This window comes from Rhodanobacter sp. UC4451_H18 (assembly GCF_052978225.1).
Genome location: NZ_CM129663.1, coordinates 1949946 through 1962513, shown reverse-complemented (window position 1 = coordinate 1962513; position 12568 = coordinate 1949946). Strand labels below are relative to the sequence as shown.

Sequence of the window (12568 nt, the reverse complement as noted above, 5' to 3'; positions counted from 1 at the left end):
CTTTCCATGACTCCACCCCTGCCGCCCCCGTCCCGCCGCCGCAGCGCGCTGCAGCAACTGGGGCACGGTCTCAACGTGGTGCGGCTGATCATCATCAACGTGGTGTTCTTCGCGTTCCTGGCGATCGTGCTCATTCTGGTGGTGGCCGTCACCGCCGCCGACGAGCATGGCGTACTGCCGGGCAGCGTGCTGGTGCTCAAGCCGCAGGGGCAACTGGTCGAGCAATACAGCGCCGCGCCGCTGCAGCGGGCGATGTCGCGGCTCTCCGGCGAAGACGTCAGTCAGGTGCAACTGCGCGATCTGGTCGGCGCGATCGACGCCGCGGCGAAGGATGCGCGGATCAGCCGCATCCTGCTCTTGCCAGGCGATCTGGACAGCAGCGGCTTCGCGGCCCTGCGCGAGGTGGGCGCGGCGCTGGACCGGTTCCGCGCCGCCGGCAAGCCGGTGATCGCGTGGGGGGTCAACCTGGACCAGGGCCAATACTACCTGGCTGCCCACGCCGACCGGGTGCTGCTCGATCCGCAAGGCGGCGTGATGCTCACCGGCCTGGCCAACTACCGCCTGTTCTACAAGGACCTGCTCGACAAGCTCGGCGTCGACGTGCACCTGTTCCGCGTGGGCGAGTTCAAGAGCGCGGCCGAACCGTACATCCTCGACCACGCCTCGGCCGAGGCGAAGCAGGCCGACAGCTTCTGGATGGGCGGGCTGTGGAACGGCTATCTCGATGAAGTGGCCGGCTTGCGCAAGATCGACCCGGCCACGCTGCGCGACGACGTCGACAACCTGCCGCAGTACATCGCCAGCACCCAGGGCGATCTGGCCAAGCTGGCACTGGACCAGCACCTGATCGACGGCACCGCCACCCGCGCCGAGCTGATCGCGATGCTGCGCGGGCAGGGCGTGCCGGCCGGCGAGAAGCAGCAGGGCTTCCGCCAGGTCGATCTGGCGCGTTACGTCGCCAACCTGCCGGGCGAAGACAAACTGCTGGCGTCCGGCGTGACGATCGTGGTGGCCGAGGGCGAGATCGTCGGCGGCAAGCGCGGGCCGGGTGCGATCGGCGGCGAATCCACCGCGGCGCTGATCCGCGCCGCGCGCGTGGACCACCGCACCAAGGCGCTGGTGCTGCGCGTGAACTCGCCCGGTGGCGAGGTCTACGCGGCCGAGGAGATCCGCCGCGAGGTGGCGCAGACCCGTGCGGCTGGCATCCCGGTGGTGGTGTCGATGGGCAACGTGGCGGCCAGCGGCGGTTACTGGATTTCGATGAATGCCAACCGGATCCTGGCCGAGCCGAACACCATCACCGGCTCGATCGGCATCTTCGGCATGTATTACACGGTGCCCGGCACCCTGGCCAAGCTCGGCATCCGCAGCGACGGCGTCGCCACCGGCCCGATGGCCGGTGCCTTCGACATCACCCGCCCGCTGGATCCAAAGGTCGGCACGGTGATCCAGGCCGTCATCGACAAGGGCTACCGCGACTTCGTCGGCAAGGTCGCCGCGGCCCGCGGCAAGACGTACCAGGCCATCGATGCGATCGCCCAGGGTCGCGTGTGGACCGGCCGCCAGGCCCTCGAGCGCGGCCTGGTCGATCGGCTCGGCGGCCTCGACGACGCGGTGGCCGAGGCCGCGACACTGGCCAGGTTGGGCAAGGACTACCCGGTGCGCTACGAGGAGGCTCCGCTGGGCAGCTTCGAGCGGTTCCTGGTCAACCTCAACCGCGACGCCAGCACGCGCGTGCTGCAGGCGTGGGGCGTGCGCCTGCCGCGCTGGTTCGCGCAATTGCCCGAGCTGGCGCCGGAGCTTGAGCTGCTGCGCCACGCCAAGGCCGGCACGCCGAACATCTACGCCGACTGCCTGTGCAGTCCGCGCTGAGGCGCGGCGTTATTGCTGTTGCGCCTCGATCTGCTTGCGCTGCTCCTCGGCGTGCTTGTCGACCAGTTTCTGCACGTCCTTCGCCCGCTGCTCGTCCGCCTTCAGCGCATCGAAGGGCGTGCTGGCGGCGGCAGCCGGTTTGGCCTGGGGTTCGGGCGGCTTGCTCGAACAGGCGGCCAGGGCCAGCACGCAAAACAGGGGAGGCAGCGGCTTCATGAGGGAGTTCCCGGCGAGACGACCCGGCGAGTGTCCCGCCGCGCGGCGCATCAGGCAAGCTGCCGGGGATCGCGCGCGCCGTGGGCACGTTGCTAAGCTGGCGCCATGAACAGTCTCCCGTACAACCGCGCGGACGCGTGGCAACTGCGCGGACATACCGCCCTGGTGACCGGCGCGAGCAAGGGCATCGGCCTGGCCGTGGCGCGCGAACTGGCCGGCCTCGGCGCCGACCTGCTGCTGGTGGCCCGCGACGAGGACTACCTGGAACAGGTGCGCGGCGAACTGGCCGAGGACTTCCCCGCGGTGCAGGTGCTGGCCTGCGGCGCCGACCTGGCCGAGGCGGAGGAACGCCTGGCGGTGTTCGACTGGATCGCCGACCTGGGCGTGCCGCTGTCGCTGCTGGTCAACAACGCCGGCGGCAACCAGCCCGCCGCCACCCTCGATTACACCGAAGAGGCCTGCCGCGCCATCTTCGAGCAGAACCTGTTCTCCGCCTTCGCGATGTGCCGCCTGGCCCATCCGCACCTGGTCCAGCACGCCAATGCGGCGATCGTCAACGTCGGCTCGGTCTCGGCGGTCACCCACGTACGTACCGGCTCGCCGTATGGGATGAGCAAGGCGGCGCTGCACCAGCTCACCCGCAACCTGGCGGCGGAGTGGGCGGTGGACGGCATCCGCGTCAACGCGGTGGCGCCGTGGTACATCCGCACCCAGCGCTCGGAGCCCGCGCTGGCCGACCCGGATTACCTGGACGAGGTACTCGACCGTACCCCGTTGCGGCGGATCGGCGAACCCGAGGAGGTCGCCGCCGCGATCGCCTTCCTGTGCCTGCCAGCCGCCGGTTACGTCACCGGCCAGGTGCTGGCAGTGGATGGCGGATTCCTCTCGTACGGGTTCTGAGCCGCGCAGCGCGGCGGCCTCAGAACTCCGGTTCGTGCTCCTCGGCCACCAGGCCCAGGGTCACGGCGCCTTCGCCGACATTCACCATGCCGGTGATGCTCATCGGAGCTTCCATCAGTTCGACGCCGCTTTCTTCGCACGCCGCGCGCAGCTCGGCGTACCCGGGGAACTGGTCCAGCACGGCCAGGTCCCCGCCGTAGCTGACGCAGACCAACGGCACCAGCAGGCCGGCCCTGACCCGCTTGGCGGCGTAGCCGAACAGGGCTTCGGCGCCCTGCTCGAAGCCGCGCACCTTGCCCACCGGGCCGGTCTCGCCGCGGAAGCAGCGCAGGATCGGCTTGATGTCCAGTGCCGAACCCAGCATCGCGGTGAACAGGCTGACGCTGCGATCGTTCTTCTTCTTGGCACGCGCACGAATGTAATAAAGGTCGCGCGGCAGCATGTAGCCGTAGGTGTGGTTGGCGAGATCCAGCAACCGCTCGCGGATCGCCGCGGGTGCGGCGCCGGCGGCGATCATGCGGGTGGCCGCGTACACCACCGGCGCGGCGCCGGCGAAGATATTGCGGGTGTCGATCACGCGCATCATGAACGGTCCGGCAACCCCGGCCTGCTCGCGGACCTGGCGGTAGTTTTTCAGGATGGCGAAGCTCGCCTTGTTGACGTTGTCGTTGATCGGGCTGCGCGTGGCGGTGATGGTCAGGCAGAACACGCAGTCCTGTTCCAGCACCAGCTTGCCCAGGAACAACTGCTGCACGTCCTCCACCGGGCAGGGCTCGGTCTCTGCCGAATGGCTGCGGCTGCCCAGCCGGCGAGCGATGAATCGCTGCAATTCGCCGGGCTTGCGATCGTCCATGAACGTTTCGCCGTCGATCTTCACCGTGATCGGCATGACGGCGATGTTGTTCCGTTCCAGGAAGGGCTGCGACAGGTCGCAGGCCGCGTCGATTGCCAAGCCCATTCGCATCATGTCGCCCCCGCCATGAGTGACCATCAGAACATAGCACGTAGCCTGCCACACCAAGGCCGTCAGCGGAGCACGTGCGACCTTTTTGCGGTACGGCTGGCCGGGCGGTGGCGCGTCCTGCCCCTGCTTCTCGCGGCGGCCCGATGCTGTATTGCAGCATCGGGCCGCCGCGCCGCTTTTCACGGCCGAAATGCCGAAGCGGCCGCGCCAGACGGTTCAACAAAGGCTGAATGACGACGCTTCGCCAAGTGTATGATGTCGGTTCACATAGCGTTATTTGCCTGTTAGTATCGGCGCGGATCGGGAGCTCATGGGTCCGAAATCCATCGGTCTGAGAACAGGTCGGGTTGTACTTCTGGGCTGAGCGGTGCAGGCCCATGACAAAAATCAATTCGGAGGGTGTCGTAATGAAACTTGGGGTCAAGAAACTTTCTTCGGCAGTTCGCCTGGCGCTTTCGCTGGGTGCTGTCATTGCGGTCGGTGCTTCCGGCACGGCCTTCGCCCAGGACACGGGCAACCAGGATGCGGCCAACCAGCCCAGCACCCAGAAGGCACAGACGCTGCAGACGGTGGTGGTCACCGGTTCCAACATTCGCCGTGTCGACCTGGAAACCTCCAACCCGGTGGTTGTCATGGACGCGCAGGAGATCAAGGCCACTGGCGCGCTGACCGTGGGCGACCTGGTGCAGGAACTGCCCTCCGTCACCGGCGGCGTGGTCAACCCGCAGGTCAACAACGCCGGCGGCACCGGCGGCTCCTCGATCGGCCTGCGCGGCCTGGGTTCGCAGCGCACCTTGATCCTGGTTGATGGTCGCCGCGTGGTGAACACCGATCCGAACACGATCCCGGTCGACATGATCGAGCGCGTTGAAGTGCTGACCAGCGGCGCGTCCGCCGTCTACGGCTCCGACGCGATCGCGGGCGTGGTCAACTTCGTGCTCAAGAAGGACTACCAGGGCGCGCAGTTCTCGGCGACCTACGGCGAGTCCGATCGCAACGACGGCAAGTCCACCGGCTACTCCTTCACGTTCGGTCAGACCGGCGACAAGGGCAGCATCATGGGTGGCATCGACTACAACAAGACCGATGGCGTGGAGGCTTCGAACCGCGACTTCTCGAAGAACTCGGTCTCGATCACCGGCAGCCCGAACAGCGCGATCTACTCGTACATCGGCGGTTCCAGCTTCCCGGCCTACGGCAACATCCAGTTGCCGGCCGCGCTGCAGGCCCAGTACGGCTGCAAGAACGTGGCGCTGAATCCGGGTGCCAGCGGCCAGAACGTCAACACCGACTACCACTGCTTCGGCAACAGCGACAAGTACAACTACGCCACGGTCAACCTGATCCAGACCCCGCAGGAGCGCACCAGCGGCTTCATCAAGGGCACCTACAACCTGACGGATCATGTCGAGGCCTACCTGACCGCGTACCACAACAAGACGACCTCCGGCTTCCAGCTGGCCCCGTCGCTGTTCGGCGTCATCTACGGCGGTTACATCTCCAAGGACAGCTACTACAACCCGTTCGGCGTGGACTTCAACCCGGATGGCAATGACTTCCGCCTGCGCCTGGTGTCCGCCGGCAACCGTTCGGCCAACTTCGGTCTGACCACCGACCAGGTGGCGACGGGTCTGAAGGGCGACTTCGACATCTTCGACAAGAACTGGACCTGGGATGCCGGCTACAACTACGGCCATCTTTCCACGAACACCATCACCCGCGGCCTGCCCAACGTCGACCTGATGAACAAGGATCTCGGTCCGTCGTTCATGGACACCGACGGCGTCGTGAAGTGCGGCACCCCGGGCAACATCATTGCCGGCTGCACCCCGTTCAACCCGTTCAACCAGTTCGATCCGAACTCGGTCGCCGTGCTGCAGAAGATCGCCTCGCCGGCCATCAACAACCAGATCGACATCCAGAAGACCTACTCCGCCAACCTCACCGGCGGTCTGTTCGACCTGCCGGCCGGCACGGTGCAGCTCGCCCTGGGTGCGGAGTACCGCAAGGAGTACACCCACAGCACGATCGATCCGGTGCTGCTGCTCGACCCGGAAACCGGCAACTGCACCCTGGGCAGCCAGTGCAGCTCGCCCATCCAGGGTGGCTATAGCGTGAAGGAAGGCCACGCCGAGTTGTTCATCCCGGTCCTCAGCAATCTGCCGGGCATCCAGGCGCTGAACGTCACCATCGGTGACCGCTACTCCAAGTACAGCACCTTCGGCAGCACCAACAACTTCAAGTTTGCGCTGGAATACAAGCCGATCCAGGACCTGCTGCTGCGTGGCACGGTGGCCGACGTCTTCCGCGCACCGACCACGTCCGACGTGTTCGGCGCGCCGATCAGCGACGCACCGAAGCTCAGCAACGACCCCTGCGACGGCACCACCACCGCCGGCAACCCGGCCTGCGTGGGCGTGCCGACCGACGGCACCTTCGTCGACCGCGACGTGGCCCTGGGCCAGCAGAGCAAGGGCATCGCTGCCGGCTCGCAGTACTTCAACTTCCCGCTCGGTCCGGAGCAGGGTCGCTCGTTCGACTTCGGCGCGGTCTACTCGCCGAGCTGGGCTCCGGGCCTGTCGATGAGCGCGGACTACTGGCGCCTGTACCTGACCGACACGATCACCTCGATCGGTGCCCAGACGGTGCTTGACCAGTGCTATGCCGGCAACACCAAGTTCTGCCCGCTGATCACGCGCAAGCCGCTCAGCTCCAACGACCCGGGCCAGATCATCCAGATCGGCGAGCCGACCGGTAACCTGGGCCGTACCGACGCCAGCGGCGTGGACTTCTCGGTGCGCTACAAGCTGCCGCAGTTCAGCTTCGGCAACTTCGTGGTGGGCGTGGACGGCACCTACCTGACCCGTTACGACCAGCAGACGGCGCCGGGTTCGGACGCCAACGTCACCTATCATGACGCCGGTTACTTCGGCTTCTACGGTTCGCCGGAATCGGCTTCCTGCCCGAGCGGTGGCGGCGTCTGCCTGTTCCCGCGCTGGCGCGGCAAGGGCTTCGTGAACTGGAACCTGGGCAACTGGGATGCGTCCTGGCGCATGCGTTACATCGGTGGGTTCCAGATGGGCCGCGCAGTCCCGGGCTACGCCGCTTCGCCGATCCCGAGCTACCCCAACTACGTGATGAAGTTCGGTTCGACGATCTACAGCGACGTGTCGATCGGCTACAACATCGAGCCGCTCAACACCCGCGTGTCGTTCGGCGTGAACAACGTCGCCGACAAGCAGCCGCCGTTCCTGTATGCGAACAACACGCTCAACGCCAACACCGACCCCAGCGACTTCGACCTGCAGGGTCGCTACTTCTGGGGCCGCGTGGAAGTGAAGTTCTGATCGTTCGCGTCGGCTTCGGCTGACAACGTTGCAACGAGCCGCGCAGGGTTCCTGCGCGGCTCTTTTTTTGGTGCCATCGTGACCAACCAAGACATCATCGCTGCTCTGCAAACCGGCCGTCCGGACGTCGCCGAAGCGTTGTGCCGCCAGGCGCTGGCGCAAGGCGGAGACGACCCCGACACCTTGTTCCTGATGGCTCTCGCGCTATCGCATCAGAACAGGCGGGCCGACGCCCTGCCGGTCTACGCCCGGCTGGTTGAACTCTGCCCCGGGGACGCGGTCCACTGGGGCAACTACGCCACCGTGCTGCGCCAGGACGGACAGCTGGCCGAGGCGGCGCGTGCCGTCGACATGGCGCTGCGGCTGGCGCCGGACAATGCGGAGCAATGGATCAACCGCGGTCTGCTGCAGTTCCACGACCGGGACTTCCTGGCGGCGCGGGACTCCCTGCTCAAGGCCACGGTGCTGGCGCCGGACTCGGTCGCGGCACGCATCCATGCCGCGCGCGCCTGCGCGGTCTGCCGCGATTACCGGGCCGACCAGCTCACCGAGCACTGGCGCGAGTGGATGCCCCTGGACGACGAGCTGCAGGCCCAACTGGCGGATCTCAAACTGGTCATGGGCGATGCCAACGCGTCGCGGGTGCTGCTGGAAGACCTTTGCGCCCGCTCCACGCCCTCACTGGGCGCGCGGTTGCTGCTGGCGGCGGTCTACGAGCGGGTCAACCAGCTCGACCGCTCGCGCGCCGTGATGCAGGAGATCAGCGCTCAGGCCGGGAAGCTCGACGACGCCCAGCGACGCGACCTTGCCCATCTGTCCGCCGCACTGGAGGCGCGCAGCGGCAATCATGCCGGCGCGCGCGAGCTGCTGGAGCAGACCGGTCCGCGCCACGACTACGATTTCGCGCACTATTTCGCGCTCGCCGAGGCTTGCGACAAGCTCGGTGACGTCGAGGCCACCCTGGCTGCGCTGGCCGAGGCGCATGCCCTTCAGGTAGAGGAGCTGAAGCAGGCGGTGCCGGCGCGATTCGAACCCGGCGCACCGCTTCTGCCGGCTGCCGTCGCCCGCGTGACGCGGGAGGATTACCAGCGCTGGCCACACCTGTCCGCCCCGGAGTCGAAGGACTCGCCCGTATTCATCGTCGGCTTCCCGCGCTCCGGCACCACCCTGCTCGAGCAGATGCTGGATGCCCATCCGACCTTGCAGTCGATGGACGAGCGGCCGTTCTTCAACCTGCTCGCCGACCAACTCGCGGACCATGGCCTGCACATGCCCGCCGATATCGCCCGGCTCGACCAGCATGCCTGCGACGAACTGCGCAAGGGCTACGTCTCCATGGTGTGCTCGAAGATCGCCCGGCGCTGGGACAGTCGCCTGGTCGACAAGAACCCGTTGAACATGCTGTGGCTGCCGATGATCCACCGCCTGTTCCCGCAAGCACGGTTCATCCTCGCCCTGCGCCATCCCTGCGACGTGCTGATCAGCAACTACATGCAGAACTATCGTGCCAGCGTGCTGGCGGCGGCCGGTGCCTCACTTGAGCGCCTGGCACAGGCCTACGTCGAGGCGATGCAGTCGTGGCTCCACCACGTCGAGGTTTTCCAGCCTTCGGTGCTGGTCTCGCGCTACGAGGACCTGGTGACCGATCCGGCGGCGCAGACGCAACGCATCGGTGATTTCCTTGGCCTGGACGATGCCTCGCCGCTGCTCGATTTCGACAGGCACGCGCGGCAGAAGGGCTACATCGCCACGCCCAGCTATACGCAGGTGATCCAGCCGGTCAACCGCAAGGGCCTGGGCCGCTGGCTGCGCTACGGCGAGGCGCTGGCGCCGGCCCTGGCGATCCTGCAGCCCATGCTCGACCACTGGGGCTACACGACGGAAGGCGGTCACTGAGCCGCATCCGCGGTCCGCGAAAAGAAGCACGCCCGCGGCTTTCGATCGCAGGTCCGGCGCGTGCACGCTCCTGCCCGCCCGAATCAGGCGCGCTGGCCTCGCGGCGGATGCCGGGCCGTTTCGGTGCAGGCTCAGTCCTCGGCGATCTGCATGAGCTCGGGCAGGAACGGCGCGTAACAGCGCCACCGATCGACCGAGTGCGTGTGGACCGGCTGGCGTGCCTGCCACAGGCTGGCGGTGCTGATCGCATGATCGCCGTCGGTGCGTGCGACCCGGGATAGCGGCAAGCCGAGCCATTGCGTCAGCCCGGCCAGGCACGTCGTCGGGTCCGCCGTCAGCTCCTCGTAGCGGATCGTTCGCACGGCGTGCGGGTAGCGTGCCTGCCAGCCGGCCATCAATTGACGCGCGCCGCGGATATAGGCCGCGATGTCGGCGAAGTCACAGGAGAAATCCAGGCTGCGGTCGTGGAACGACTGCATCCACAGCGACAGCGCGATGTCGCGCGCGCGACGTTGGCACTGGATGATCCTCGCGTTCGGGAACAAGGACAGGATCAGGTCGACATGCAGGAAGTTGCGCGGCTGCTTGTCGATGAACCAGCGCGCCGCGGGCGCATCGTCCTGGCGCAGCTGTGCGGCGTATGTCGCTGCGGCGTCAGCCAGTCGTTGCCGATAATCCCCGCCCTCCGTGCCGTCGATCCGTTCGGCCAGCGCGGGCAGCCACGGCGATTCGCCGCGATGGCAGACCAGCGCATGCTCCGCCAGCTGTCGCGCCACCAGGGTCGTACCCGAACGCGGTACTCCGACGATGAACACGGGCGTCCAGCCCGGCTCGGGCTCAAGGGTGACCGCGGGCAGCCGACGCTTGCGCCGAACCTCGATGCTCCGCGCCCATCGCTTGCGCGACCAGTGCGCCTTGGCCGCGGCGCGGGAATTGGCGTCGCGCAGGAAGTGCGCTGCCTGGGCGTACTCGCCGATGTCGTCATGGGCCTTGCCCAGCGCAAACAGCAGCGACGTGCGGGCGTCGTCGTTCAACGGCGCGGCCAGGTAGCGGCGAAACAGGGCAAAGTCAGGATGACCGGCATCGGCATAGCGTTGCAGCCCCGCCAGCCCCTGCGGCACGTGCCAGTCGGGAGCCTGCGGGCTGTTGGCCGCCACGAAGGCATAGCGCTCGCGCGCCACGTCGAAGCGGCCCAGTTGCGCCTGCAGCATGCCGGCGTAGGCATGCAGCCGCGGATCGGCATTACCGGCCGCGATCTCCACCTCGGCAAGGTCCGCCGCATCGTGCTTGCGCCCGCAGTCGTCCAGCAACTCGATGGCCTGGATGCGCTGTTCGAGGTCGCCCCCGGACGCAGGGAACGCACCGCGCATCACGTCGGCGACCGCGCGCATGCGGCCCTGGCCCTTCAGCAGCCGCGCCAGCGCGAAACTGCTGGGCAACTGCGCCGAGGGTTCCGCCAGCAGCGCCTGCAGCAGCTCTTCGGCGGCGCGGGCGTCGCCACGCTGGAGCAGCAGGCCCGCCTGCGCCTGACGCAATGCAGTGGAGCGGGGATGGGCCTGCAGTGCATGCTGCAGCATGTTCCACGTGCAGCGGTCGCGTTCCAGCATCAGGCGCTGGATCAGCGCCAGCCACTCGGCGTCGGTGGCGTCAGTCCAGGCCTGGAGCAGCAGCTTGCCGTCGTCCGGCGTCGACGCGGCCCGCCGCAGATGTTCGGTCAAGGCCTGTTCGCGCCGGGCGGCGACTGAACCGGGCTTGTCGGTCGCGCTCATCCCGGCTCAGTGGACCGCGGACTTCCACGGCGCCAACCCGAGCGCCCGGCGCAGCGGATCGAGCAGCTCGGCGTAAGCCGCGGTGTGCGCGGTGTCGCGCCGCAGCGGCTGACGCACCTGGCTGGCGCTGGGCGAGCGCACCTCGCGGCTGCTTTCGTGGAAGCGTTCGCAAGCCTCCTCGTAGGGCAGGTCGCAGAAATCCAGCAGCGCGCGGATATGCTGCGGCGGATCGGCCTGCAGATCCTCGTGGCGGAACTCCAGCACGTGCTGCGGATGCAGCCGCTGCCAATGCGTGAGGCTGCGATCGAAATCGCCCCAGAAGCTGGCCAGATCGTCGAAGTCGCGGGTGTACTCGTTGTTCTCCAGGCGTTGCCGGTAGCACGAGAAGCAGGTCTCGAGCGGATCGCGCCGACAGCCGATGATGCGTGCCTGCGGCAGCATGGCGCGGATCGCGCCGGCATAGATCCAGTTGCTGGGGAGCTTGTCGGTGAACATCGGACGATGGCGCCGCCAGTGTGCGGTCCGCTCGAGGTAACGCTGGCCCAGTCGCTGCCAGTCGGCCGGCTGCATGGCTTTCACCCACTGCGGGAAAGGTTGTCCGCGCCGACGCGATTCCTCGGCCAGCACCTGCGGGAGGTCGGACAGCTCGCCGGCGCCCTCCACCCGGGAATGCGAGGCGAGGATCTGCTCGACCAGGGTGGAGCCGGAGCGCGGCAGGCCGACGATGAAGATGACCTCCCTTCCCAGCTCGCCGGGCGCGCCTTCGGGGGGCGGGTCGAACGCCTGGTTGAGCGCCGTCACGCTGGCGGAGAACGCGCCGCGATCCCAGTGCCGGCGGCGTCGCGCCAGGTTGTTGGCCTGCTCGATGGCCCGCAGGGCGGCTGCCGGGTGACCATGATCGTGCAGCGCGGCGGCCAGCGCGAAGCCGGTCGCGATCAGGTCGTCGTCGCTGTTGCGCCGGTCCTGCAGCGTCGCCTGCATGCTGGCGATGTCTTCCTCGCTGAACTGGCCGCTGCGCAGGTCGGCCAGGCCCCACCATGCCATGCCCGCGCCGGGGTTCTCGGCCAGCACGCGCCGATACTCGGCCGCGGCCTCGTCAGCACGACCCTGCATGCGCAGGATGTCGGCAAGCAGCGCACGTGCCTGCATGTGGCGCGGTTCCAGCTCTACGGCGCGTTGCAGCGCCGCGGTGGCCTCGTCGTTGCGCACCGAGCGCGTCAGCATCACGCCCAGGTTGTACCAGGCCATGCCCAGCGTCGGCTGCAGCTCGCAGCTGCGCCGCAGCGATTCGATTGCCGCGTTGTAATCGCCCGCCTGGCCTTGCAGGCTGCCCAGCGTGTTGTGGTAGACCGGGTCGTCGGGCCGCATGGCCATGGCGTCGCGCATGACGGCGATGGCGTCGCGGTGCTGACCGCGCATGCCGAGGATGCCGGCGTGCATGCGCAGGATTTCCGGATGGTGCGCCTCGTTGCGCTCGATGCCCGCCAATTGCCGCATCGCCTCCTCCACGCGTCCCGCGTCGAGCGACTCGCCCGCCGCGACGACGCGACGGGCGGTGGTCGGGGTAAGTCCATCCAGCCGCGTTGCCATGCTTTCTCCACGAT

The 12568-nt window shown here is 67.7% G+C and carries 8 protein-coding genes; 4 read left to right on the top strand and 4 right to left on the bottom strand.

Features of this window, described 5'->3' with window-relative positions; genetic code table 11:
• Window positions 1-6: 6 nt before the first annotated feature.
• On the top strand, window positions 7-1872 hold the full coding sequence (gene sppA / locus ACVCMG_RS09005) for a signal peptide peptidase SppA (RefSeq protein WP_447113909.1): 1866 nt from the start codon (window positions 7-9) through the stop codon (window positions 1870-1872).
• 9 nt (window positions 1873-1881) lie between these two features.
• Here the strand turns inward: sppA and ACVCMG_RS09000 are convergent, their stop codons facing one another.
• Entirely contained in the window at window positions 1882-2088 is a 207-nt protein-coding gene (locus ACVCMG_RS09000) for a hypothetical protein (RefSeq protein ID WP_447113908.1), read from the bottom strand.
• A gap of 105 nt (window positions 2089-2193) precedes the next feature.
• On the opposite strand from ACVCMG_RS09000, the gene ACVCMG_RS08995 reads away from it, so the two are divergent.
• Window positions 2194-2988 carry an SDR family oxidoreductase gene (locus ACVCMG_RS08995; protein ID WP_447113907.1) on the top strand — a complete coding sequence of 265 codons (795 nt, stop codon included), beginning with the start codon at window positions 2194-2196 and terminating at the stop codon, window positions 2986-2988.
• Window positions 2989-3007: 19 nt separating this feature from the next.
• Here ACVCMG_RS08995 and ACVCMG_RS08990 read toward each other — a convergent pair whose 3' ends face one another.
• Window positions 3008-3952, bottom strand: coding sequence for a DegV family protein (locus tag ACVCMG_RS08990; RefSeq protein WP_447107178.1), 945 nt, complete (start codon window positions 3950-3952; stop codon window positions 3008-3010).
• Between the two features lie 407 nt (window positions 3953-4359).
• Between ACVCMG_RS08990 and ACVCMG_RS08985 the strand changes: the two genes are divergently transcribed.
• Window positions 4360-7299 (top strand): TonB-dependent receptor plug domain-containing protein, encoded by a 2940-nt coding sequence (locus ACVCMG_RS08985; RefSeq protein WP_447105409.1) that lies wholly within the window; start codon window positions 4360-4362, stop codon window positions 7297-7299.
• Between the two features lie 78 nt (window positions 7300-7377).
• Window positions 7378-9195, top strand: coding sequence for a sulfotransferase (locus ACVCMG_RS08980; RefSeq protein ID WP_447113906.1), 1818 nt, complete (start codon window positions 7378-7380; stop codon window positions 9193-9195).
• Between the two features lie 131 nt (window positions 9196-9326).
• Here the strand turns inward: ACVCMG_RS08980 and ACVCMG_RS08975 are convergent, their stop codons facing one another.
• The gene (locus tag ACVCMG_RS08975; RefSeq protein WP_447113905.1) at window positions 9327-10964 is read right to left on the bottom strand and encodes a tetratricopeptide repeat-containing sulfotransferase family protein; all 1638 of its coding nucleotides are present in this window, start codon (window positions 10962-10964) and stop codon (window positions 9327-9329) included.
• A gap of 6 nt (window positions 10965-10970) precedes the next feature.
• On the bottom strand, window positions 10971-12554 hold the full coding sequence (locus tag ACVCMG_RS08970; protein WP_447113904.1) for a tetratricopeptide repeat-containing sulfotransferase family protein: 1584 nt from the start codon (window positions 12552-12554) through the stop codon (window positions 10971-10973).
• Between the last annotated feature and the right edge of the window lie 14 nt (window positions 12555-12568).

Bases quoted from the DNA above. Each gene is read 5' to 3' on its own strand.
- ACVCMG_RS08995 (WP_447113907.1), top strand. From the start codon at position 2,194: ATGAACAGTCTCCCGTACAACCGCGCGGACGCGTGGCAACTGCGCGGA.
- sppA (WP_447113909.1), top strand. From the start codon at position 7: ATGACTCCACCCCTGCCGCCCCCGTCCCGCCGCCGCAGCGCGCTGCAG.
- ACVCMG_RS08990 (WP_447107178.1), bottom strand. From the start codon at position 3,952: ATGCGAATGGGCTTGGCAATCGACGCGGCCTGCGACCTGTCGCAGCCC.
- ACVCMG_RS08975 (WP_447113905.1), bottom strand. From the start codon at position 10,964: ATGAGCGCGACCGACAAGCCCGGTTCAGTCGCCGCCCGGCGCGAACAG.
- ACVCMG_RS08985 (WP_447105409.1), top strand. From the start codon at position 4,360: ATGAAACTTGGGGTCAAGAAACTTTCTTCGGCAGTTCGCCTGGCGCTT.
- ACVCMG_RS08970 (WP_447113904.1), bottom strand. From the start codon at position 12,554: ATGGCAACGCGGCTGGATGGACTTACCCCGACCACCGCCCGTCGCGTC.
- ACVCMG_RS09000 (WP_447113908.1), bottom strand. From the start codon at position 2,088: ATGAAGCCGCTGCCTCCCCTGTTTTGCGTGCTGGCCCTGGCCGCCTGT.